20 protein-coding genes are annotated in these 20637 nt (G+C 60.1%); 10 read left to right on the top strand and 10 right to left on the bottom strand.

The annotated features are described in order from the left end of the window. Positions 1-3: 3 nt before the first annotated feature. Positions 4-3030, top strand: a complete 3027-nt coding sequence (locus AB4N47_RS02545) for a multidrug efflux RND transporter permease subunit (protein ID WP_016773425.1) — start codon at positions 4-6, stop codon at positions 3028-3030. 178 nt (positions 3031-3208) lie between these two features. Here AB4N47_RS02545 and AB4N47_RS02540 read toward each other — a convergent pair whose 3' ends face one another. The 5 genes from AB4N47_RS02540 to colR form a co-directional block, all read right to left on the bottom strand. After that, complete coding sequence (locus AB4N47_RS02540; RefSeq protein WP_016773424.1) at positions 3209-3436, bottom strand: hypothetical protein; 228 nt, start codon at positions 3434-3436, stop codon at positions 3209-3211. Positions 3437-3438: 2 nt separating this feature from the next. Then, positions 3439-4155: a lipopolysaccharide kinase InaA family protein gene (locus AB4N47_RS02535; protein WP_341638898.1), complete on the bottom strand. Its 717-nt coding sequence runs from the start codon at positions 4153-4155 to the stop codon at positions 3439-3441. Between the two features lie 3 nt (positions 4156-4158). Next, the gene (locus AB4N47_RS02530; RefSeq protein ID WP_071173442.1) at positions 4159-4827 is read right to left on the bottom strand and encodes a class I SAM-dependent methyltransferase; all 669 of its coding nucleotides are present in this window, start codon (positions 4825-4827) and stop codon (positions 4159-4161) included. Between the two features lie 149 nt (positions 4828-4976). After that, positions 4977-6260 carry a sensor histidine kinase gene (locus AB4N47_RS02525; protein ID WP_341638897.1) on the bottom strand — a complete coding sequence of 428 codons (1284 nt, stop codon included), beginning with the start codon at positions 6258-6260 and terminating at the stop codon, positions 4977-4979. Then, on the bottom strand, positions 6250-6933 hold the full coding sequence (gene colR / locus AB4N47_RS02520; RefSeq protein ID WP_016773421.1) for a two-component system response regulator ColR: 684 nt from the start codon (positions 6931-6933) through the stop codon (positions 6250-6252). Before colR ends, AB4N47_RS02525 begins: the two co-directional genes overlap by 11 nt. 209 nt (positions 6934-7142) lie before the next feature. Between colR and AB4N47_RS02515 the strand changes: the two genes are divergently transcribed. Then, a complete protein-coding gene (locus tag AB4N47_RS02515; protein ID WP_341638896.1) occupies positions 7143-7886 on the top strand; it encodes a phosphatase PAP2 family protein in 744 nt (247 codons plus the stop codon). A gap of 188 nt (positions 7887-8074) precedes the next feature. Here AB4N47_RS02515 and groL read toward each other — a convergent pair whose 3' ends face one another. From groL to AB4N47_RS02495, 4 genes are all read right to left on the bottom strand, one after another. Next, complete coding sequence (gene groL, locus AB4N47_RS02510; protein ID WP_016773419.1) at positions 8075-9721, bottom strand: chaperonin GroEL; 1647 nt, start codon at positions 9719-9721, stop codon at positions 8075-8077. Between the two features lie 50 nt (positions 9722-9771). Beyond that, entirely contained in the window at positions 9772-10065 is a 294-nt protein-coding gene (locus tag AB4N47_RS02505) for a co-chaperone GroES (protein ID WP_007916610.1), read from the bottom strand. A gap of 259 nt (positions 10066-10324) precedes the next feature. Continuing rightward, on the bottom strand, positions 10325-10801 hold the full coding sequence (locus tag AB4N47_RS02500; RefSeq protein WP_016773418.1) for an FxsA family protein: 477 nt from the start codon (positions 10799-10801) through the stop codon (positions 10325-10327). 71 nt (positions 10802-10872) lie between these two features. After that, on the bottom strand, positions 10873-11598 hold the full coding sequence (locus AB4N47_RS02495; protein WP_341638895.1) for a HugZ family pyridoxamine 5'-phosphate oxidase: 726 nt from the start codon (positions 11596-11598) through the stop codon (positions 10873-10875). Positions 11599-11761: 163 nt separating this feature from the next. On the opposite strand from AB4N47_RS02495, the gene AB4N47_RS02490 reads away from it, so the two are divergent. Continuing rightward, a complete protein-coding gene (locus AB4N47_RS02490) occupies positions 11762-12520 on the top strand; it encodes an SDR family oxidoreductase (protein WP_041479858.1) in 759 nt (252 codons plus the stop codon). A gap of 131 nt (positions 12521-12651) precedes the next feature. On the opposite strand, the gene apbC is transcribed toward AB4N47_RS02490, so the two are convergent. Beyond that, the gene (gene apbC / locus AB4N47_RS02485; protein WP_024014150.1) at positions 12652-13746 is read right to left on the bottom strand and encodes an iron-sulfur cluster carrier protein ApbC; all 1095 of its coding nucleotides are present in this window, start codon (positions 13744-13746) and stop codon (positions 12652-12654) included. A gap of 320 nt (positions 13747-14066) precedes the next feature. On the opposite strand from apbC, the gene metG reads away from it, so the two are divergent. The 7 genes from metG (at position 14067) to nth (ending at position 20579) form a co-directional block, all read left to right on the top strand. Continuing rightward, positions 14067-16118 carry a methionine--tRNA ligase gene (gene metG / locus AB4N47_RS02480; protein ID WP_160768452.1) on the top strand — a complete coding sequence of 684 codons (2052 nt, stop codon included), beginning with the start codon at positions 14067-14069 and terminating at the stop codon, positions 16116-16118. 114 nt (positions 16119-16232) lie between these two features. Further along, positions 16233-16802, top strand: a complete 570-nt coding sequence (locus AB4N47_RS02475) for an Rnf-Nqr domain containing protein (protein ID WP_341638894.1) — start codon at positions 16233-16235, stop codon at positions 16800-16802. Further along, positions 16799-17803, top strand: a complete 1005-nt coding sequence (rsxB, locus tag AB4N47_RS02470; protein WP_341638893.1) for an electron transport complex subunit RsxB — start codon at positions 16799-16801, stop codon at positions 17801-17803. Before AB4N47_RS02475 ends, rsxB begins: the two co-directional genes overlap by 4 nt. Further along, positions 17790-18773, top strand: a complete 984-nt coding sequence (locus AB4N47_RS02465) for an RnfABCDGE type electron transport complex subunit D (RefSeq protein ID WP_341638892.1) — start codon at positions 17790-17792, stop codon at positions 18771-18773. The genes rsxB and AB4N47_RS02465 overlap by 14 nt, the downstream gene beginning before the upstream one ends. After that, positions 18770-19375, top strand: a complete 606-nt coding sequence (locus AB4N47_RS02460) for an RnfABCDGE type electron transport complex subunit G (RefSeq protein WP_341638891.1) — start codon at positions 18770-18772, stop codon at positions 19373-19375. Before AB4N47_RS02465 ends, AB4N47_RS02460 begins: the two co-directional genes overlap by 4 nt. Next, a complete protein-coding gene (locus tag AB4N47_RS02455; protein WP_125917690.1) occupies positions 19372-19944 on the top strand; it encodes an Rnf-Nqr domain containing protein in 573 nt (190 codons plus the stop codon). The genes AB4N47_RS02460 and AB4N47_RS02455 overlap by 4 nt, the downstream gene beginning before the upstream one ends. Continuing rightward, positions 19941-20579: an endonuclease III gene (nth, locus tag AB4N47_RS02450; RefSeq protein ID WP_016773410.1), complete on the top strand. Its 639-nt coding sequence runs from the start codon at positions 19941-19943 to the stop codon at positions 20577-20579. The genes AB4N47_RS02455 and nth overlap by 4 nt, the downstream gene beginning before the upstream one ends. Positions 20580-20637 lie beyond the last annotated feature (58 nt).

Genomic DNA, 20637 nt, shown 5'->3' with positions numbered 1-20637 from the left:
CCCATGGCTTTTACCGATCCGTTCATCCGCCGCCCGGTGCTCGCCACCGTGGTCAGCCTGCTGATTGTGCTGCTGGGCTTCCAGGCCTGGAGCAAGCTGCCGCTGCGCCAGTACCCACAAATGGAAAACGCCCTGATCACGGTGACCACGGCTTATCCCGGGGCCAACGCCGAAACCATTCAGGGCTACATCACCCAGCCGATGCAACAGAGCCTGGCCAGTGCCGAGGGCATCGATTACATGACCTCGGTCAGCCGCCAGAACTTCTCGGTGATTTCGATTTACGCGCGCATCGGTGCCAACACCGACCGCTTGTTCACCGAACTGCTGGCCAAGGCCAACGAAGTGAAAAACAAGCTGCCGCAGGACGCCGAAGACCCGGTGCTGAGCAAGGAATCCGCCGACGCTTCGGCGCTGATGTACATCAGCTTCTTCAGCAAGGATTTGAGCAACCCGCAGATCACCGATTACCTGTCGCGGGTCATCCAGCCGAAACTGGCGACGCTGCCGGGCATGGCCGAAGCGGAAATTCTCGGCAATCAGGTGTTCGCCATGCGTCTGTGGCTCGACCCGGTGAAACTCGCCGGCTTCGGCCTCAGCGCCGCCGACGTGACTGCGGCGGTGCGCCAGTACAACTTCCTCTCCGCCGCCGGCGAGGTGAAAGGCGAGTACACCGTCACCAGCATCAACGCCAACACCGAACTGAAATCCGCCGAAGCCTTCGCGGCGATTCCGCTCAAGGTCGATGGCGACAGCCGCGTGCTGCTGCGCGATGTCGCGCGGGTGGAGATGGGCGCGGAAAACTACGACTCGATCAGCTCGTTCGGTGGCACGCCGTCGGTGTACATCGGCATCAAGGCCACCCCCGGCGCCAACCCGCTGGACGTGATCAAAGAAGTGCGCAAGCTGATGCCCGAGCTGGAAGCACAGCTGCCGCCGAACCTGAAAAGCGAAATCGCCTACGACGCGACATTGTTCATTCAGGCCTCGATCGATGAGGTGGTGAAAACCCTGTTCGAAGCGGTGCTGATCGTCATCGTCGTGGTGTTCCTGTTTCTCGGCGCTCTGCGTTCGGTAGTGATCCCGGTGGTGACCATTCCGCTGTCGATGATCGGCGTGATGTTCTTCATGCAGATGATGGGTTACTCGATGAATCTGCTGACGCTGCTGGCGATGGTGCTGGCCATCGGTCTGGTGGTGGACGACGCGATCGTCGTGGTGGAAAACATCCACCGGCACATCGAGGAAGGCAAGACGCCGTTCGATGCCGCCCTGGAAGGCGCCCGGGAAATTGCCATGCCGGTGGTGTCGATGACCATCACTCTGGCGGCGGTATATGCGCCGATCGGTTTCCTCACCGGGCTGACCGGGGCGTTGTTCAAGGAGTTCGCCCTGACCCTGGCCGGCGCAGTGGTGATTTCCGGCGTCGTCGCCCTGACGCTGTCGCCGATGATGTGCGCGTTTCTGCTGCGCCACGAAGAGAATCCCAGCGGCCTTGCCCATCGCCTCGACCGCGTCTTTGAAGGCCTCAAGCGCCGCTATCAAAGCATGCTCCACGGCACGCTCAATACGCGGCCGGTGGTGCTGGTGTTTGCGGTGATCGTGCTGTGCCTGATTCCGGTGTTTCTCAAGTTCACCAAGTCGGAACTGGCCCCGGACGAGGATCAAGGCATCATTTTCATGATGGCCAGCGCACCGCAGCCGACCAACCTCGACTACCTGAGCACCTACACCGACGAATTCATCACCATCTTCAAGGAGTTTCCCGAGTACTACTCCTCGTTCCAGATCAACGGCTACAACGGCGTGCAGGCCGGTATCGGCGGGTTCCTGCTCAAGCCATGGAACGAGCGCAGCCGCACGCAGATGGAAATCCTCCCCGAGGTGCAGAGCAAACTGGAGAGCATTCCCGGCCTGCAGATCTTCGGTTTCAACCTGCCCTCCCTGCCCGGCACCGGTGAGGGTCTGCCCTTCGAATTCGTGGTCAACACCGCCAATGACTACGAGCTGCTGCTGCAAGTCGCCGAGCGCATCGAGAAACGCGCCATGGAGTCAGGCAAGTTCGCCTTTGTCGACCTCGATCTGGCGTTCGACAAGCCGGAAGTGGTCGTGGATATCGACCGCGACAAGGCCGCGCAGATGGGCGTGTCGATGCTCGACCTCGGCAGCACGCTGGCGACCTTGCTCGGCGAGGCGGAGATCAACCGCTTCACCATCGACGGGCGCAGCTACAAGGTCATCGCCCAGGTTGAACGGGCCTACCGCGACAACCCGGACTGGCTGAACAATTACTACGTGAAAAACACTCAAGGCGAATTGCTGCCGCTGTCGACCTTGATCAAGGTCAGCGACCGCGCGCGACCGCGCCAGCTCAATCAGTTCCAGCAACTCAACGCAGCGAAGATTTCCGGTTTCCCGCTGGTGAGCATGGGCGAAGCCATCGACACCGTGTTACAGATTGCCCGCGAAGAAGCACCGGCCGGGTTTGCCTTTGACTACGGTGGTGCCTCGCGCCAGTACGTGCAGGAAGGCAGCGCATTGTGGGTAACTTTCGCTCTGGCATTGGCGATCATCTTTCTGGTGCTGGCCGCACAGTTTGAAAGCTTCCGCGATCCGTTGGTGATTCTGGTGACCGTACCGCTGTCGATCTGCGGCGCGCTGATCCCGTTGTTCCTCGGCTGGTCGAGCATGAACATCTACACCCAGGTCGGGCTGGTGACGCTGATCGGCCTGATCAGCAAGCACGGCATCCTGATCGTCGAGTTCGCCAACCAGTTGCGCAAGGACAAGGGCCTGAGCGCCCGTGAAGCGGTGGAGGAGGCAGCGGCGATTCGCTTGCGCCCGGTGCTGATGACGACGGCGGCAATGGTGTTCGGCATGGTGCCGCTGATTCTGGCCACCGGCGCGGGCGCCGTGAGCCGCTTTGATATCGGCATGGTGATTGCCACGGGGATGTCGATTGGCACGTTGTTTACGTTGTTCGTGCTGCCGTGTGTTTATACCTTCCTGGCTAAGCCAGATGCCAGATAGTGCACATTTCCCTGTGGGAGCGAGCCTGCTCGCGAATGCGGTAGTTCAGTTGCATTGATGTCGACTGACACACCTTCGCGAGCAGGCTCGCTCCCACAGAGGGCGATATGTATTTTGAAAGTTGTGGAATAAAAAAGGCCTCGCAATTGCGAGGCCTTTTATTTGGGCTTCAATCGTTTCAACTGGCTGGCCTCATTCCCTGAGACAGTCCGAACATGAACAACAGCAAATCATGATCGGGCTGGGTCGCCACGGAGGCTTTCGCCACCCGTGGAACAGAACAATGAGCGTCGTTCCCGGACGCTCCTATGACCTGCATGCGCGGCTGCTCCCAGGCAGCCACCGCCAGTGAAGCAACTGCCAAGGCCCCGACCAGGAACAAACCTCGTGCAATTTCGAGTTTCATCGCTATAAACCTTTGATAGCGCTGCCAAACGCCGTCTCATAAAAGTAGACGAGTTTTTTCCAGTCGGCATCGCGGAACGACGAATGGCGACGCAGTTGCTTCATGTCATGCTGTGCGGCGCGATAGGGGGTCAGACGCTGGCGGCACTTCTCCAGATCGATCAACGCCACTTCAACCTGCGCCGCTTCGCCTTCACCGGTGACGCGAACGAAAACGTGTTTGATGTAGATGCAACTGTGCTGCCAGCGCCCCTTGTGCATGCGCGCCAGGTTTTCAGCGAGGTCCTTGAGCACTTTCTCGTAAACCACGTCGCCACATTGATCGCGACCACCGGCAGCGGCCAGCCACTGCTCCAACTCCTGGAAACCGTCGAGGGATTTGGTGACAAGCAGTGCGCGCCACTTGTGTTGCGGATCAGGCTGAGCGCCGCAGAAAACGATTTGCGGAACACGCACGCCGAGTTTGCTTACGCCGGTCAGCGCATCGAGTTCACGCAATACGGTCGGGCGACCGAAGGGGTGCAACCAGCTGCGATAGATGTGCCCGGTCTGGCGTTTGGCGTAAAGCAACTGGCCGTCACGGCCGACGATGCGCTGCACACCACTTTCGCCACCGCGGCGCACGTTGGGCTCTTCAACCCAATCGCCACGCTGGGCCCAGTAATAATCGAAACCATCCTGTGGAGCGATATTCGCTTCAACCGCTGCTTGCACTGCCATCCTCTACCTCTTGCGTAATACGTAAACCCGCCACATCGCATAGAGCGGTATAAAGTCCAGTTGTTCCTGAATGCGGAAACCCGCCTGTTCAAATTCTTTTTCGATCGTCGCCGCCGGAATCAGAAAGCGATTCTGGTAATCACGATTCGGCCGGTCGAGCTCGGCGCGCTTGCGCTTCCACGCCTTGAAGTTGCCATCGACCCACAATGAAACAATCACGCTGTCACGGGTTACCCGCTCGAATTCGCGCAGGATCACCTTGCGGTGCTCGGCTTCACCGATATGGTGAAGAAGGCGCATGCAGAAGATGCTGTCGACTGCGTTATCCGGCAAAGCAATATCGAACGCCGAGGTGTGCAGCGGTTGTACGCGCTTGACCACATCGGCTGGCTGCCCTTGCAGCGCGGTGTTGATCATCGACTCGGAATTGTCCGCACCGATGATTACCCGGTTGGGCTTTTCCGCGAGCATTGGCCAGAAGCGTCCGGCACCGCAGGGCAGATCCAGCACCAGACCGGGATCCCCCGCCAGCGCCAGAGCCTTGCGACCCAATTGCTCGTCGCGCCAGTGCGACAGGCGGCGGCCAAGGCTTTCCTTGTGCTTGCGCAGGTAACGTTGTGCGTGTTGGTCGTCGTACTTTTCGGAAAAATCGAGCTTGATCGGGTCGGCCATCATCTGGACTCCTGTTCTGATGACACCACCTTAAGCAGCGGTGTGTCAGTGTCAGGTCATCCAATTGTGAAAATTCTGTCAGGTAAATCTGCAAAGTATTACAACGTTATACAGGATTTAGACAGGTGGGCGGGAGTAGCCTCGAGCCACTATTTGCCGGTATTCACGCCAAGATCTACCTCGAATCGGCAGCCATTGGGGTCCATCGTGCTCAGGCTGACTGTCCACCCCTGGTTTTCGCAGATGCGCTGGACCAGCGACAGGCCCAGGCCCAGACCCTCGCCACGTTTCTCGCTACCGCGCACAAACGGCTCGAACATTGCCTCGCGTTTTTCCTCGGGAATACCCACCCCCGAGTCCTCGACGATGAAGCCTTTGGCGGTAAGGGAAAGGCGAATGAAGCCCTCTTCGGTGTAATGCAGTGCGTTGCGCAGCAAGTTGCCCATCACCGCATTGAGCAAGGTCGCGTTGTAACGTGTGTCCGGTGGATCACCCGGCTCGAACATCAGCGTCAGGCCCTTGCGCTCGATCGGTTCGCGCCACAGGCACAGCAGGCTTTCGGCTACTTGCGTGAGGTTCTGCTGCGGCGCGGCGCCGGCCTCTTCGTTCTGTGCGCGCGCCAGCATCAGGAAAGTCTGCACCAGCTCGCGCATCTCCTCGCTGGCCCGGGCAATACGCTCGACCTGAGCGCGACCACGCTGATCGATACCGGGGTTTTCCAGCAGCAGTTCGCAGGAACTGGCGAGGACCATCAGTGGCGTGCGCAATTCGTGGCTGACGTCGCTGGTGAACAAACGCTCGCGGTTCAGCGCCTGACGCAAGCGCCCCAGCGTGGCATCGAACGCCACCGCCAGTTCGCCGACTTCATCCGCCGCGTAGTCTGGCGCCAAGGGTGGCGCCAGCCCCAGCAGCTGGTCGCGATGACGGACCTGCCGCGCCAGGCGCACCACCGGCGCCATCACCTTGCGCGCGAGCACCCAGCCAAGAAACACCGCCAGCGCCAGACTAAGCACGAAGCCCACCAGCACCACGGCAAACAGCACGCGCTCGCGCTCTTCGAAATCACTTTGATCCTGCAGCAAAACATAACGCCGACCATCCACCACTTCGACCATGGCGTGATAGGACAGCTGCTCGCGAAAGACCTCGTGGAAACCGGCATCGAGGTGACGCAGATCCTTGGGCAGGTCGAAATCCCCCGGCCCGCCACTGAAATAGAACAACTGATCCGGCTCGGGGCGATGGCTCCAGTCGGAGACGTTGTCCATCAGCAGCAAGCGTTGCAGGTCGCCGCCCAGCCCTGCGGAAATCAGTTTCTCTTCCACCAGGTGCACCGTCGCGACGATACCCATGGCGAATGCGCCGGCGACCAGTGCGCTCATCAGCGCAAAGGCGATGATGATCCGCTGGGAAAGACTCTGCTTAAACTCCATCTCGCCCCTCGGCCAAGCGATAACCGACACCGTGCACGGTGTGCAGCAGTGGCTTGGCGAATGGCTTGTCGATCACCTGGCGCAATTGGTGAACATGGCTGCGCAGGCTGTCGCTGTCCGGGCAGTCATCGCCCCACAGCGCTTCCTCGAGAATCTCCCGACGCAGCACGTGCGGGCTCTTCTGCATCAACACCGCGAGCAGCTTGAGACCGACCGGGTTGAGCTTGAGCAGCTTGCCTTCGCGGGTCACTTCCAGGGTGTCGAGGTCGTAGCTCAGATCACCGACCTGCAATGCCCGGCGACCGCCGCCCTGAGCACGGCGCATGACCGCTTCGACGCGGGCGGCCAGTTCGGACAGCGCAAATGGTTTGATCAGGTAATCGTCGGCACCGGACTTGAAGCCCTGCAGACGGTCGTCGAGTTGGTCACGGGCGGTGAGCATGATCACTGGCGTATCACGCCGGGCGTCTTCACGCAGGCGCTTGCACAAGGTGTAGCCGTCGATGCCGGGCAGCATGATGTCGAGCACGATCAAGTCGTAATGCTCGGTCGCCGCCAGATGCAGACCGGACAAGCCGTCTTGTGCGCAGTCGACGGTATAGCCTTTCATGCCCAGGTAATCGGCCAGATTGGCCAGGATGTCACGGTTGTCTTCGACCAGCAGAATTCGCATGGACATCTCCTCCGAACGGGGTAACGGCCGTCTTGGCCCGCGCAGCTTACGGCCAAGTGTGGCTCAGGGCTAGGGGCGTTTTTCGATAAACCTGCACTGCGCGCGCTGCGACGTTTTTTTCACTTTCGGTTAACAAATCGCCGACGCCAGTGCGCGCAGACTCCGCGCGATTACGCTCTCTCCTCCGTTCATCGACCAAGGAACCTGCCATGGTGTCGACCTCTGCCCTTCCCGCTTCAAGACCGCTGAACTGGTGGTTGTGTCTGGGCATTCCCGCAGCGGCGGCGATCATTTTGCTGTTGCTCGAACTGACCGATCTGGACATGGTTCTGGCGCAAATGTTCTACGACCCGGTGGCCGGCGATTTCATCGGGCGGCACAGCTATTTTCTTGAAGACATCCTGCATGACCGGGCGAAACAGCTGGTGATCGGCTTCTCGGTGTTTGCCATTCTGGGTTTCATCGGTGCGTTTTTCATCGAACGGCTGAAACCGTTCAAGCGTGAATTGGGCTGTCTGGTGCTGTCGCTGGGGCTGGCGACTTCGTTTGTTACGCCGGTCAAAGCCGTCACCGCCGTGCAGTGCCCATGGAGCCTGGAGCAATTCGGCGGTCACGAGACCTACAGCAAACTGATGGAGCATCGCCCCGCCACGGACAAGCCGGGACGTTGCTGGCCGGGTGGCCATGCGGCGACCGGGTTCACTCTGTTTGCACTGTTCTTCGTGCTGCGTGACCGCCGTCCACGACTGGCGCGGCAGGCGTTTGTGTTCGCCTTTGCGCTGGGTTCGGTGTTCTCGATCAGTCGCATGATGCAAGGCGCGCACTTCTTTTCGCACAACGTGTGGACGGCGATTTTTTGCTGGCTGATTTGCCTGGGGGCTTATTACTGGGTGCTGTATCGCCCGGCTGGCAAGACTTCGACGGCGATGAACACACAGCCGGTCAATGCCTGAAACAAAGCACCTGTGGGAGCGAGCCTGCTCGCGAATTGCCGGGCCAACTGGTTTGTATGTCGGATGACAGACCGCTTTCGCGAGCAGGCTCGCTCCCACAGGGGATGTGGGTAAGTCTGAGATTCGGGCAATAAAAAACCCCGCCTGCTTGCACAGGCGGGGTTTTGCGTTACAGGGCCGGGGCTGGCTTACATCATGCCGCCCATGCCACCCATGCCGCCCATGTCTGGCATACCGCCGCCAGCTGCACCTTCTTTCTTCGGTGCGTCGGCAACCGCTGCTTCGGTGGTCAGGATCAGACCGCCGATGGAGGCTGCAGCTTGCAGAGCCGAACGGGTTACCTTGGTTGGGTCCAGGATGCCCATTTCGATCATGTCGCCGTATTCGCCGGAAGCAGCGTTGTAACCGAAGTTACCTTTGCCGTTCTTCACTTCGTTGACGACTACGCTTGGCTCGTCACCGGAGTTGGCAGCGATCTGACGCAGCGGCGCTTCAACAGCGCGACGCAGCACAGCGATACCGACGTTCTGGTCAGCATTGTCGCCGGTCAGCTCGGTCAGTGCTTCCAGAGCACGGATCAGCGCCACGCCACCGCCAGGTACCACGCCTTCTTCAACGGCTGCGCGGGTTGCGTGCAGGGCGTCTTCAACGCGGGCTTTCTTCTCTTTCATTTCAACTTCGGAACCAGCGCCAACCTTGATCACTGCAACGCCGCCGGACAGCTTGGCCAGACGCTCTTGCAGTTTTTCACGGTCGTAGTCCGAGGAAGTTTCGGCAACCTGGGCGCGGATCTGAGCGATACGGCCTTCGATGTCTGCCTGCACGCCAGCACCGTCAACGATGATGGTGTTTTCCTTGGACAGGGTCACGCGCTTGGCGTTACCCAGGTGCTCCAGGGTGGTGCTTTCCAGGCTCAGACCGATCTCTTCGGAGATAACGGTACCGCCGGTCAGAACAGCGATGTCCTGCAGCATGGCCTTGCGACGGTCGCCGAAGCCCGGTGCCTTGACGGCAGCGACTTTGACGATGCCACGCATGTTGTTCACAACCAGAGTCGCCAGGGCTTCGCCTTCAACGTCTTCGGCCACGATCAGCAGCGGACGGCCGGCTTTGGCAACGGCTTCCAGCACTGGCAGCATTTCGCGGATGTTCGAGATCTTCTTGTCGACCAGCAGGATCAGCGGGCCGTCGAGCTCGGCAACCATGGTGTCCGGCTTGTTGACGAAGTATGGCGACAGGTAGCCACGGTCGAACTGCATGCCTTCTACAACCGACAGTTCGTTTTCCAGGCCCGAGCCTTCTTCAACGGTGATCACGCCTTCTTTACCGACTTTTTCCATGGCTTCGGCAATGATGTCGCCGATGGAGTTGTCGGAGTTGGCCGAGATGGTGCCGACCTGAGCGATGGCTTTGAAGTCAGCGCATGGCTTGGACAGGGCTTTGAGCTCTTTGACAATGGCGATGGTCGCCTTGTCGATGCCGCGCTTGAGGTCCATCGGGTTCATGCCGGCAGCGACGGCTTTCAGGCCTTCGTTGACGATCGACTGAGCCAGAACGGTAGCGGTGGTAGTACCGTCACCAGCGTCATCGTTGGCACGGGAGGCAACGTCTTTGACCAGCTGCGCGCCCATGTTTTCGAAGCGGTCATCCAGTTCGATTTCTTTGGCGACGGAAACGCCGTCCTTGGTGATGGTTGGAGCGCCGAAGCTCTTCTCGATAACCACGTTACGGCCTTTCGGGCCCAGGGTCGCTTTTACCGCGTCAGCCAGAACGTTGACGCCTTTGAGCATCTTGGTACGGGCGGCATCGCCGAACTTAACTTCTTTAGCAGCCATGATCGATATTCCTTAAATACTTTGTAGTAGCGGGAAAATGAACGGGGATATCAGCCTTCGATAACCGCGAGGATTTCGTTCTCGCTCATTACCAGCAGGTCTTCGCCATCGACTTTCACAGTGTTGCTGCCGGAGTAAGGACCGAACACAACCTTGTCGCCTTCCTTCACGGACAGTGCACGCACTTCACCGTTTTCCAGAGCTTTGCCCGGGCCTACAGCGAGAATCACACCGTGGTTGGCTTTTTCAGCAGCCGAACCTGGCAGGACGATACCGCCAGCGGTTTTCTTTTCTTCTTCGCTGCGACGGATGACGACGCGGTCATGCAGAGGACGAAGCTTCATTGTCGATCTCTCCTAATTGTGGTTTTCATCGGCCGGTGTAGTCCCGGCGGGTTTAACGAATCCGGCCTGCGCCGGTTGCGGTCCGTCGAGCGAACCGCGCAAGTCTGTCCGGTTTGAATACCGGAAACCTTTCGGTGACCGATACATAGGGGCGTACAAGCCGATTACAAGGGCTGGCGGAAAAAATTTTTCATCCAGACACGGTAAATAACAGCCATAAACGAGCACGGCACCCGCAGGTGCCGTGTCGATGCTGATGTCACTTGTTGTCGCGATGTTCGAACTCGCCTTCGATCACATTCGGCTCTCGACCGAGCGGCTCGCGCGGGGCCGGGCCGCCACGGGGTTGCAGGTCGTCGGCGAAGGCACGCTGGCGCATCGCCTGGTCTTCAGCGCGCTGGCGCATCTTGTTCGCCAGCAGACGACGGGTGACCGGCAACAGCATCACCAGACCGACCACGTCACTGATGAAGCCGGGAATGATCAACAGGCCGCCGGCCAGTGCCAGCATCAGGCCTTCGAGCATGGTCTGCGCGGGCAATTCGCCGCGGTTCAGGCTCTCCCGGGCACGCAATGCGGTGGCCAGACCGGCGACGCGCAGCACGAACACACCGAACATCGAGCCGAGAATGATCAGCAGCAGGGCCGGGAAGAACCCGATAGAGCCTGCCACTTTGACGAATACGAACAGCTCCAGCACTGGAAACAGCAGAAAGAGCAACAGAAAAGGGCGCATCAAAGTTTCCTCAACGCAAGAAATGCCTTGCAGTAAGCCTTAGATGACGTCGCCCTTGCGTGAATTCAAGCTTAACTTTGCGCTTTTTTCGGCCAGGACTGGGCGTGAGCCAGAGAAACCAAGGCCTCGCGCACTTGTGTCGGCGTATTACATGGTGCCGCGAAGGGCAACCAATAGACGGCCTGACCAATGCGCAGGTGCATGCCTTCGCTGTCGATCCCGGCCAGTTGCGCCGGCGTGCTGTTGGACAGCCCGGTCAGCTCGACGTAATGGGCAATGGCTTTGGCGTGATCGCTGTTCATGTGCTCGACCATGCTGATTTCAGCCTTGCCGGCGAACGGGTTAGCCAGAGTCAGGTTATCGATCCAGTGGATCGCACCAAAGCCGCCGATGTAGCGATGGCGCACCGGATTGAGCACCCAGAAATCGAAATCGTGGGCCTGGTGATAATTCTGCGAGTCGGGGAAATAGCGGTAATAACGCTCGGCGGCAGCCTCGATCGCGGCCGGGTCTTCGAGTTTCTGCGCTTGGGCCAGATAGGTCAGCCGCCCGACCGCCTGCACGTCGTCGGCCTCGCGCTCGCCCACCAGCATCGAGCACTTCGGATCTTTCTGCAGGTTATGCGTGTGCTGCGCGATGCGGCTGATCAGGATCAGCGGCCGACCCTGCTCGTCCAGGCAATACGGCACAACCGAGCCAAAGGGAAAACCCGGCATCGATTTGGAGTGGGTCGACAGCACTCCACGGTATTCCTTGAGAAGCAATTCTCGGGCATTCTTCGCCACTTCAGCGCTCAATTTGTGACTCCTTAAATGGGTTCCGTCTAGAAAACGGACAGGCGCGCAGCGAAAAGTAACCGGCGCGCATCGGGCAAATGTTCGTGTGCAATCAGGCCTGACCGGTGCCGATCGAGCGTTGCCGACAACAAAAACAACTCAGACCTGCCAGCGGGACATGCGAATGCAACTCAACGACAAAGTAATCATTATCACCGGCGGTTGCCAGGGTTTGGGCCGTTCCATGGCCGAGTATTTCGCCGGCAAGGGCGCGAAACTGGCCTTGGTCGATCTGAATCAGGAAAAACTCGACGCCGCCGTGGCCGCCTGCAAAGCCAAAGGTGTCGAAGCGCGCAGCTACCTGTGCAACGTCGCCAATGAAGAACAGGTCGAGCACATGGTCGCGCAAGTGGCGGAAGACTTCGGCGCCATCCACGGCCTGATCAACAACGCCGGGATCCTGCGCGATGGTCTGTTGCTGAAGGTCAAGGACGGTGAGATGACCAAGATGAGCCTGGCGCAGTGGCAGGCGGTGATCGACGTCAACCTGACCGGCGTGTTCCTCTGCACCCGTGAAGTCGCAGCGAAGATGGTCGAGCTGAAGAACAGCGGTGCGATCATCAACATTTCGTCGATCTCCCGTGCGGGCAACGTCGGCCAGACCAACTATTCCGCAGCCAAGGCCGGCGTCGCAGCGGCGACCGTGACCTGGGCGAAGGAGCTGGCGCGTTACGGCATTCGCGTCGCGGGCATTGCGCCGGGCTTCATCGAAACCGAAATGACTTTGGGCATGAAGCCGGAAGCGCTGGAAAAGATGACGTCGGGCATTCCGCTCAAGCGCATGGGCAAGCCTGAGGAGATTGCCCATTCAGCGGCGTATATCTTCGAGAACGACTACTACACCGGGCGGATTCTGGAGATGGATGGCGGGTTGCGGATCTGACTGTCACCCTGAAACAAATGTGGGAGCGAGCCTGCTCGCGAATGCGGTGTGTCATTCAACCCATTGGTTGTCTGATCTACCGCTTTCGCGAGCAGGCTCGCTCCCACAGGTTTTTCAGCGCTGCCGATGGATCAATCGTCGCTGATGGTGATATTCGGCATCGCCGGCGTGGCCGCTTCCTGCAACACGATCCGCGCGCCGACGTGGCGGGCCAGTTCCTGATAGACCATGGCGATCTGGCTGTCCGGCTCGGCGATCACGGTTGGCTTGCCGCCGTCGGCCTGTTCGCGGATCAGCATCGACAGCGGCAGCGAGGCCAGCAGTTCGACGCCGTACTGGGTCGCCAGTTTCTCGCCGCCGCCTTCACCGAACAGATGCTCGGCATGCCCGCAGTTCGAGCAGATGTGCACGGCCATGTTTTCCACCACGCCCAGCACCGGGATGTTGACCTTGCGGAACATTTCCACGCCTTTGCGCGCGTCGAGCAGCGCCAGATCCTGCGGCGTGGTGACGATCACCGCGCCCGCCACCGGGACTTTCTGCGCCAGGGTCAGCTGGATGTCGCCGGTGCCTGGCGGCATGTCGATGACCAGATAATCCAGATCTCCCCACGCGGTTTGCGTGACCAGTTGCAGCAGCGCCCCGGAAACCATCGGCCCGCGCCAGACCATCGGCGTGTTGTCGTCGGTCAGGAACGCCATCGACATGACTTCCACACCGTGGGCCTTGAGCGGCACGAACCACTTCTGATCCTTGACCTCGGGCCGGGTGCGCTCGGGAATGCCGAACATGATGCCCTGGCTCGGGCCGTAGATATCGGCGTCGAGGATGCCGACTTTGGCGCCTTCACGGGCCAGCGCCAGCGCGAGGTTGGCAGCGGTAGTGGATTTGCCCACGCCGCCCTTGCCGGACGCGACGGCGACGACGTTCTTGACGTTGGCCAGCCCGGGAATCTGCGCCTGGGCCTTGTGCGCGGCGATCACGCTGGTGACCTCCACGCGGGCGATGACCACGCCGTCGAGGTTTTCGATGGCCAGTTGCAGCAATTGCGCCCAGCCGCTCTTGAACAAACCGGCGGCGTAGCCGATTTCCAGCTGCACGTTGACGCGGTCACCGATGATCTCGATGTTTTTCACGCACCCGGCGCTGACCGGGTCCTGGTTCAGGTAAGGGTCGGTGTATTGGCTGAGGACGGCTTCCACCGCTGCGCGAGTGACGGCGCTCATGGGCAACTCCGATAACAAGACTGGAAAAGATGGCGGCTATCGTACGCTGGACACCGATTTGAGGCGAACAGATTACTTGCGCTGAAAAGCCACTGTGGTGAGGGGATTTATCCCCGTTGGGTGGCGAAGCCGCCCCAAAACCTACGCCCCCGGTACATCAGGAGCTGCGTGTGTAACGATATCCACGACTGCTGCGCAGCCGAACGGGGATAAATCCCCTCACCACACGAGCTCTCAAAGTACCCAGTGGCGCAGGGGTGAAAAATATGCGCCGGCGCTTTATAGTGGCCGACCTCCGTTTCATCAAGTAGCGAAGCCCCATGTCCGAGCCACGCAAGATCCTCGTCACCAGCGCCCTGCCCTACGCCAACGGTTCGATCCACCTTGGCCACATGCTGGAATACATCCAGACCGATATGTGGGTGCGCTTCCAGAAGCATCGCGGCAACCAATGCATCTATGTCTGCGCCGACGACGCCCACGGTTCGGCGATCATGCTGCGCGCGGAAAAGGAAGGCATCACCCCGGAACAACTGATCGCCAACGTGCAGGCTGAACACAGCGCCGACTTTGCCGACTTCCTCGTCGATTTCGACAATTTCCACTCCACACACGCCGAAGAAAACCGTGAGCTGTCGAGCCAGATCTACCTCAAGCTGCGTGACGCCGGGCACATCGCCCAGCGCTCGATCACCCAGTATTTCGACCCGGAAAAGAAAATGTTCCTGGCCGACCGCTTCATCAAGGGCACCTGCCCGAAATGCGGCACCGAAGACCAGTACGGCGACAACTGCGAAAAATGCGGCGCGACCTACGCACCGACCGACCTGAAGGATCCGAAGTCGGCTATCTCTGGCGCCACCCCGGTGCTCAAGGATTCCCAGCACTTTTTCTTCAAGCTGCCGGATTTCCAGCAGATGCTGCAGACCTGGACCCGCAGCGGCACCCTGCAGGACGCCGTGGCCAACAAGATCGCCGAATGGCTGGATGCCGGCCTGCAGCAGTGGGACATTTCCCGCGATGCGCCGTATTTCGGTTTCGAGATTCCGGGCGAACCGGGCAAGTATTTCTACGTGTGGCTGGATGCGCCGATCGGTTACATGGCCAGCTTCAAGAACCTCTGCAACCGCACGCCGGAGCTGGACTTCGACGCGTTCTGGGGCAAGGATTCGACTGCCGAGCTGTACCACTTCATCGGCAAGGACATCGTCAATTTCCATGCGCTGTTCTGGCCAGCGATGCTCGAAGGCGCCGGCTACCGCAAGCCGACCGGCATCAACGTGCACGGCTACCTGACCGTCAATGGTCAGAAAATGTCCAAGTCGCGCGGCACCTTCATCAAGGCCCGCACTTATCTCGATCATCTGTCGCCGGAATACCTGCGCTATTACTACGCAGCCAAGCTCGGCCGTGGCGTCGATGACCTCGATCTGAACCTCGAAGACTTCGTGCAGAAGGTCAACTCCGACCTGGTCGGCAAAGTGGTCAACATCGCCAGCCGTTGCGCCGGATTTATCCACAAAGGCAACGGCGGCCTGCTGGTCGACAACAATGCCGCGCCGGAGCTGACCGAGGCTTTCCTCGCCGCCGCGCCGAGCATTGCCGACGCCTACGAGGCCCGCGATTTTGCCCGCGCCATGCGTGAAATCATGGCCCTGGCTGACCGCGCCAACGCGTGGATCGCCGACAAGGCCCCGTGGTCGCTGAACAAGCAGGAAGGCAAGCAGGATGAAGTCCAGGCAATCTGCGCCACCGGCATCAACCTGTTCCGCCAGTTGGTGATCTTCCTCAAACCGGTACTGCCGCTGCTGGCCGCTGATGCCGAGGCGTTCCTCAACGTCGCGCCGCTGACCTGGAATGACCACACCACCCTGCTGGCCAATCACCAGCTCAACGAATTCAAACCGTTGATGACCCGCATCGACCCGGTAAAAGTGCAAGCCATGACCGACGCCTCCAAGGAAGACCTGACCGCCAGCCAGACCGACACTGGCGCAGCCGCCCCTGCGGGCAACGGCGAACTGGCCAAGGATCCGCTGTCGCCGGAAATCGATTTCGATGCCTTTGCCGCCATCGATTTGCGCGTCGCTTTGATCGTCAAGGCCGAACACGTCGAAGGCGCGGACAAGCTGTTGCGCCTGACCCTCGACATCGGTGACGAGCAACGCAACGTGTTCTCCGGGATCAAGAGCGCGTATCCGGACCCGTCCAAGCTCGACGGTCGCCTGACCATGATGATCGCCAACCTCAAGCCACGGAAAATGAAGTTCGGTATTTCCGAAGGCATGGTGATGGCAGCCGGCCCCGGCGGTGAAGAGATCTACCTGCTGAGCCCGGACAGCGGCGCCAAGCCAGGTCAGCGCATCAAGTAAGACGTTGCCGCAAAACGATCCCACCGACGTGCTCTGCATGCCGGTGGGATTTTTCATATCTGGCCCGATAGTGCCTACCCTTAAGAGACACCCGCCCGTTTCGCTGGCAGAACCATGACCGAACTCGTGTTAACGCTGATCAGTGCTGCGCTGCTCAACAATTTCGTGTTGCACTGGCCGCTGGGCGTCGCTCCGCTGCTGGCGGGCAGCCGACGCCAGGTACATGCGCTGGGATTGGCGACGTTGTGCCTGATGCTGGTAGTCAGCGTTATTGGTCAGGCGATCTGGCAGTGGATACTGCTGCCGTTGCAGCTTGAAGCGCTGCGCCTGTTCGTGTTTCTGCCGTTGAGTGTGTTGTTGATCGCGCCGCTGCTGAAACTGCTGGCGCGCGGGCTGCCGGATTGGCCGTTCGAAGGATTGTGGCCGCTGCTGCTCGGCAATGCCGGCGTACTCGGGCTGGCGTTGATCAATGCGCAAAACGATCAAGGCCTGCTGCACGCGACGGCGTTGAGCCTCGGCGCCGGGCTGGGTTTCTGGCTGGTGTTGAGTGTGTTCTGCGACCTGCGCGAGCGCACGGTCGACAACGATATTCCCCTGCCCTTTCGCGGCCTGCCGATCGACCTGATCAGCGCCGGACTGATCGCAGTGATTTTTCTCGGATTCAGTGGATTGATCAAAACATGAGTCTGATTCAACGCATCGATGCCCTGCTGCCGCAGACCCAATGCGGCAAGTGCGGCCATCCCGGATGCAAACCCTATGCGCAAGGCATTGTTGACGGCGAGCCGATCAACAAGTGCCCGCCGGGCGGCGATGAAACCATCGCTGCCCTGGCCGAGCTGTTGAAAATACCGGTCCTGGAACTGGACATCAGCCGTGGCCCGGCACCGCCGCAAGTCGCCTTCATCCGCGAGGCCGAATGCATCGGCTGCACCAAGTGCATTCAGGCCTGCCCGGTCGACGCCATCGTCGGCGCGGCAAAACTCATGCACACGGTGCTGATCGACGAGTGCACCGGTTGTGATCTGTGCGTTGCGCCGTGCCCGGTCGACTGCATCGAAATGCATCCTTTGCCTGCGAACACGATCCCAGTGGTTGGCGGTCTCGCATTTGATCTCGAAGAACAGCGCGCCCGCGCGATCAAACGTGACCATGCGCGCCAGCGTTTCGAGCGCCGCAACCAGCGCCTGCTGCGTGAAGAACAGCAAAAGCAGGCTGAACGTGAAGCGCGAGCCGCGCGTGCGGCACAACCGCAAGTCTCGACCGCCGACCCGGTGCAGGCTGCGCTGGAGCGGGTGCGTGCGCAAAAAGCCGCGAACGCCGATGCGGCGCTGAAGAAGGCCAAGGTCGATGTGGCGATGAGTCGGGCTCAGTTGCATAAATCGCTGAAAGCTTTCGGCCATCCGCCGACGTTCGAACAGCAGTCGCAACTGATCGTCCTGCAGCAACAATTCGAAGCCGCCGAGCAAGCACTGGCGAAGCTGGAAAGCAGCCAACCGGTGATTCCCGCCGTCTCTGCTGCGAGCAACGACGCCGAACTCAAGCGAGCCAAGATCCAGTTGGCCATGCGCCGCGCCGAGTTGAAAAAGGCTCAGGCAGCGGAGGCTGCGCCGGAGCAGATCGCAGCACTGGAGCAAGCCGTGACTGACGCCGAGCGCCAGGTGCAAGACCATGCCACCCCTTGAGGCAGCGGACGATCGCCTGCAACAGGCGATGAATACCGTGCTGCTCGCAGCGCTGCCGGGGCTGCTCGCTTTGTTCTGGCTGTATGGCTGGGGCGTGTTGATCAATCTGCTGTTGGCGGTTGCCAGTGCTTTGCTCGTCGAAGCCGGGGTCGCCCATTTGCGTCGGCAAGCGGTGCAAGCGGCACTGCGTGATGGCAGCGCGCTGGTCAGTGCAATGTTGCTGGCCGTTGCGCTGCCGGCTTATTGCCCTTGGTGGCTGACGGTCACGGCGACCGCTTCAGGCTTGTTGTTCGGCAAGCACCTGTATGGCGGCGTCGGCAGAAATCCGTTCAACCCGGCGATGCTTGGCTTTGCCCTGAGCATGGTGCTGTTTCCGCAAGCGATGACCCATTGGCCCGGTCATGGCCTCGATTTCCTCTCGGCGTTGCAACAGGTTTTCAACCCGGCTCCAGCACCGGACGCCTGGGCGCAGGCCACGGCACTGGACAGTCTGCGCATCAATAAAAGCCTGACCATCGATGAGCTGTTCGCCAGCAACCCGGCCTTCGGCCGCTTCGGCGGGCGCGGTGTGGAATGGGTGAATCTGGCGTTTCTGCTCGGCGGCCTGCTGCTGTTGCAGCGGCGGATCTTTTCCTGGCATGCACCGGTGGGGATGCTCGCCAGCCTGTTCGTCATCAGCCTGTTGTGCTGGAACGGCTCGGGTTCGGATTCCCATGGTTCGCCGCTGTTTCATCTGCTCAGCGGCGCGACCATGCTCGGTGCATTTTTTATCGTGACCGAACCTGTGTCCGGCGCGAAAAGCGCCCTCGCCCGCCTGCTGTTCGGCATTGGCGTCGGCTTGCTCACCTATCTGATTCGCACTTGGGGTGGTTACCCGGACGGCGTCGCGTTTGCGGTATTGCTGATGAATCTGCTGGTGCCGACGCTGGAGCGCTTCGCCGCCAGCCGCCAGTCGAAGGTGAACGCGTGAACCGCTCAGCAAGTCTCGCGACCCTGGTGCTGCTGGCACTCATTGGCGCGAGCGCAACATACGTGCTGCAGCGCAGCAGTGCACCGCAGATTGCCAGCGAGCAGCGCTTGCTCGATAGCCGCCAATTGCTCGATGTCATGCCTGCCGCGCTCTACGACAATCAGCCGCTGGAGCAACCACTGACGCTCGCCGAGCCTGCTTTGCGCCATAGCACGCTGTCAGGCGGCTATCGAGCGACCCGCTCCGGACAGACAGTTGCGGTGCTGTTGCGCAGTCGCAGCGAAGGTTACGCAGGCACTCTGGAACTGCTGATAGCCATCGATGCAAACGGCAGAGTTCTAGGCGTGAAAACCCTTGAGCAGCGCGAAACGCCGGGATTGGGTGGTCACATCGGTGAATGGCCGAATGCCTGGCTTCAGACCTTCCTCGGTAAATCCCGAACTGAGCCGACAGACGCCGGTTGGGCGCTGAAAAAGGATCAGGGGGAGTTCGATCAAATCGCTGGCGCGACCATTACCTCCCGTGCCGCCATCAACGCGATTCATGACGCACTGCGTTATTTCGATGAGCATCAGGCGCTGCTGTTAGGGGCTGGCTCATGAAACGCACGGTAGGTTTATTGATGCTGGTGCCGCTATTGGGCGCCACACAAACACTCAGCGCTGCACTGGGGATAACCTTGATGCTCGGCGCGGTACTTGGCGTTTTTGCCGTTTGCATGTCGCCGCTGCGCGAACGCCTGACGGGCACCCGTGCGTTGCTAGCTAGCCTGATACTTGCCGCGACGCTGACCAGTTGCGCAAACATCATGGCGCAACGCTGGTTTTTGTCATGGCAGCAGACGTCTGAGCTCTACATAGGGCTGATCGCCTTGCACTGCGTCGTGCTTGAATACCACGGTGCCTTCCGCGAGCCCGTCGCTGTCAGCTTAATACGCTGCGCCTTGTTCGGCGCGCTCATGCTGGTGGTCGGCGGGCTGCGCGAGATCATCGGTTATGGCAGCCTTGGCCGAGGTCTTTCGGAGCATTGGCAAGGTCTGGTTTTGTTCCCCGATGGGCTGCAGCTGTTTACGCTGGTCCCCGGCGCTTTGGTTTTACTGGGCCTGCTTCTCGCCGTACGTCAGGCGTGGACACCCCGCAACTCTGTCATCAAGGAAACGCATCGCCCATGAATGCTGCAAAACGTCTTGAGATATTTCGCCGACTGCACGAAGACAATCCCGAGCCGAAAACCGAACTGGCCTACTCTTCGCCGTTCGAGCTGCTGATTGCGGTGATTCTTTCGGCGCAGTCCACCGATGTCGGGGTCAACAAGGCGACGGCCAAACTCTTTCCCGTCGCCAATACACCCGCCGCGATTCATGCGCTGGGTGTAGAGGGGCTGTCGGAGTACATCAAGACCATTGGCCTCTACAACAGCAAAGCGAAGAACGTCATTGAAACCTGCCGTTTGCTGGTTGAACGCCACGGCGGCGAAGTTCCGCAAACCCGGGAAGAACTGGAAGCCTTGCCCGGCGTCGGGCGCAAGACCGCCAACGTGGTGCTCAACACCGCTTTCCGTCAATTGACCATGGCGGTCGACACGCACATTTTCCGCGTCAGCAATCGCACCGGCATCGCGCCGGGGAAAAATGTGGTGGAAGTTGAAATGAAGCTGATGAAGTTTGTACCGAAAGAATTCCTGCTCGACTCCCATCACTGGCTGATTTTGCATGGCCGCTATGTTTGCCTGGCGCGTAAACCGCGCTGTGGCAGCTGCCGCATCGAAGATTTGTGCGAATACAAACATAAAACTTCTGACGATTGAGCCGTCATCGGTTTTTCGTATCCATCGATTGAAAAAATCTTTTTTACCCGCCGCAGTA

It is taken from the genome of Pseudomonas sp. S3_G06, assembly GCF_054667565.1.
Note: the sequence above shows the minus strand (reverse complement) of the source record. Positions and strands in the feature narration are given on the sequence as shown.

Coding starts and splice junctions, on each gene's coding strand:
- metG (WP_160768452.1), top strand. CDS start 14,067: ATGTCCGAGCCACGCAAGATCCTCGTCACCAGCGCCCTGCCCTACGCC.
- AB4N47_RS02525 (WP_341638897.1), bottom strand. CDS start 6,260: ATGGAGTTTAAGCAGAGTCTTTCCCAGCGGATCATCATCGCCTTTGCG.
- AB4N47_RS02515 (WP_341638896.1), top strand. CDS start 7,143: ATGGTGTCGACCTCTGCCCTTCCCGCTTCAAGACCGCTGAACTGGTGG.
- groL (WP_016773419.1), bottom strand. CDS start 9,721: ATGGCTGCTAAAGAAGTTAAGTTCGGCGATGCCGCCCGTACCAAGATG.
- AB4N47_RS02475 (WP_341638894.1), top strand. CDS start 16,233: ATGACCGAACTCGTGTTAACGCTGATCAGTGCTGCGCTGCTCAACAAT.
- AB4N47_RS02540 (WP_016773424.1), bottom strand. CDS start 3,436: ATGAAACTCGAAATTGCACGAGGTTTGTTCCTGGTCGGGGCCTTGGCA.
- AB4N47_RS02465 (WP_341638892.1), top strand. CDS start 17,790: ATGCCACCCCTTGAGGCAGCGGACGATCGCCTGCAACAGGCGATGAAT.
- AB4N47_RS02530 (WP_071173442.1), bottom strand. CDS start 4,827: ATGGCCGACCCGATCAAGCTCGATTTTTCCGAAAAGTACGACGACCAA.
- AB4N47_RS02500 (WP_016773418.1), bottom strand. CDS start 10,801: ATGCGCCCTTTTCTGTTGCTCTTTCTGCTGTTTCCAGTGCTGGAGCTG.
- AB4N47_RS02490 (WP_041479858.1), top strand. CDS start 11,762: ATGCAACTCAACGACAAAGTAATCATTATCACCGGCGGTTGCCAGGGT.
- AB4N47_RS02545 (WP_016773425.1), top strand. CDS start 4: ATGGCTTTTACCGATCCGTTCATCCGCCGCCCGGTGCTCGCCACCGTG.
- apbC (WP_024014150.1), bottom strand. CDS start 13,746: ATGAGCGCCGTCACTCGCGCAGCGGTGGAAGCCGTCCTCAGCCAATAC.
- rsxB (WP_341638893.1), top strand. CDS start 16,799: ATGAGTCTGATTCAACGCATCGATGCCCTGCTGCCGCAGACCCAATGC.
- AB4N47_RS02535 (WP_341638898.1), bottom strand. CDS start 4,155: ATGGCAGTGCAAGCAGCGGTTGAAGCGAATATCGCTCCACAGGATGGT.
- colR (WP_016773421.1), bottom strand. CDS start 6,933: ATGCGAATTCTGCTGGTCGAAGACAACCGTGACATCCTGGCCAATCTG.
- AB4N47_RS02455 (WP_125917690.1), top strand. CDS start 19,372: ATGAAACGCACGGTAGGTTTATTGATGCTGGTGCCGCTATTGGGCGCC.
- nth (WP_016773410.1), top strand. CDS start 19,941: ATGAATGCTGCAAAACGTCTTGAGATATTTCGCCGACTGCACGAAGAC.
- AB4N47_RS02505 (WP_007916610.1), bottom strand. CDS start 10,065: ATGAAGCTTCGTCCTCTGCATGACCGCGTCGTCATCCGTCGCAGCGAA.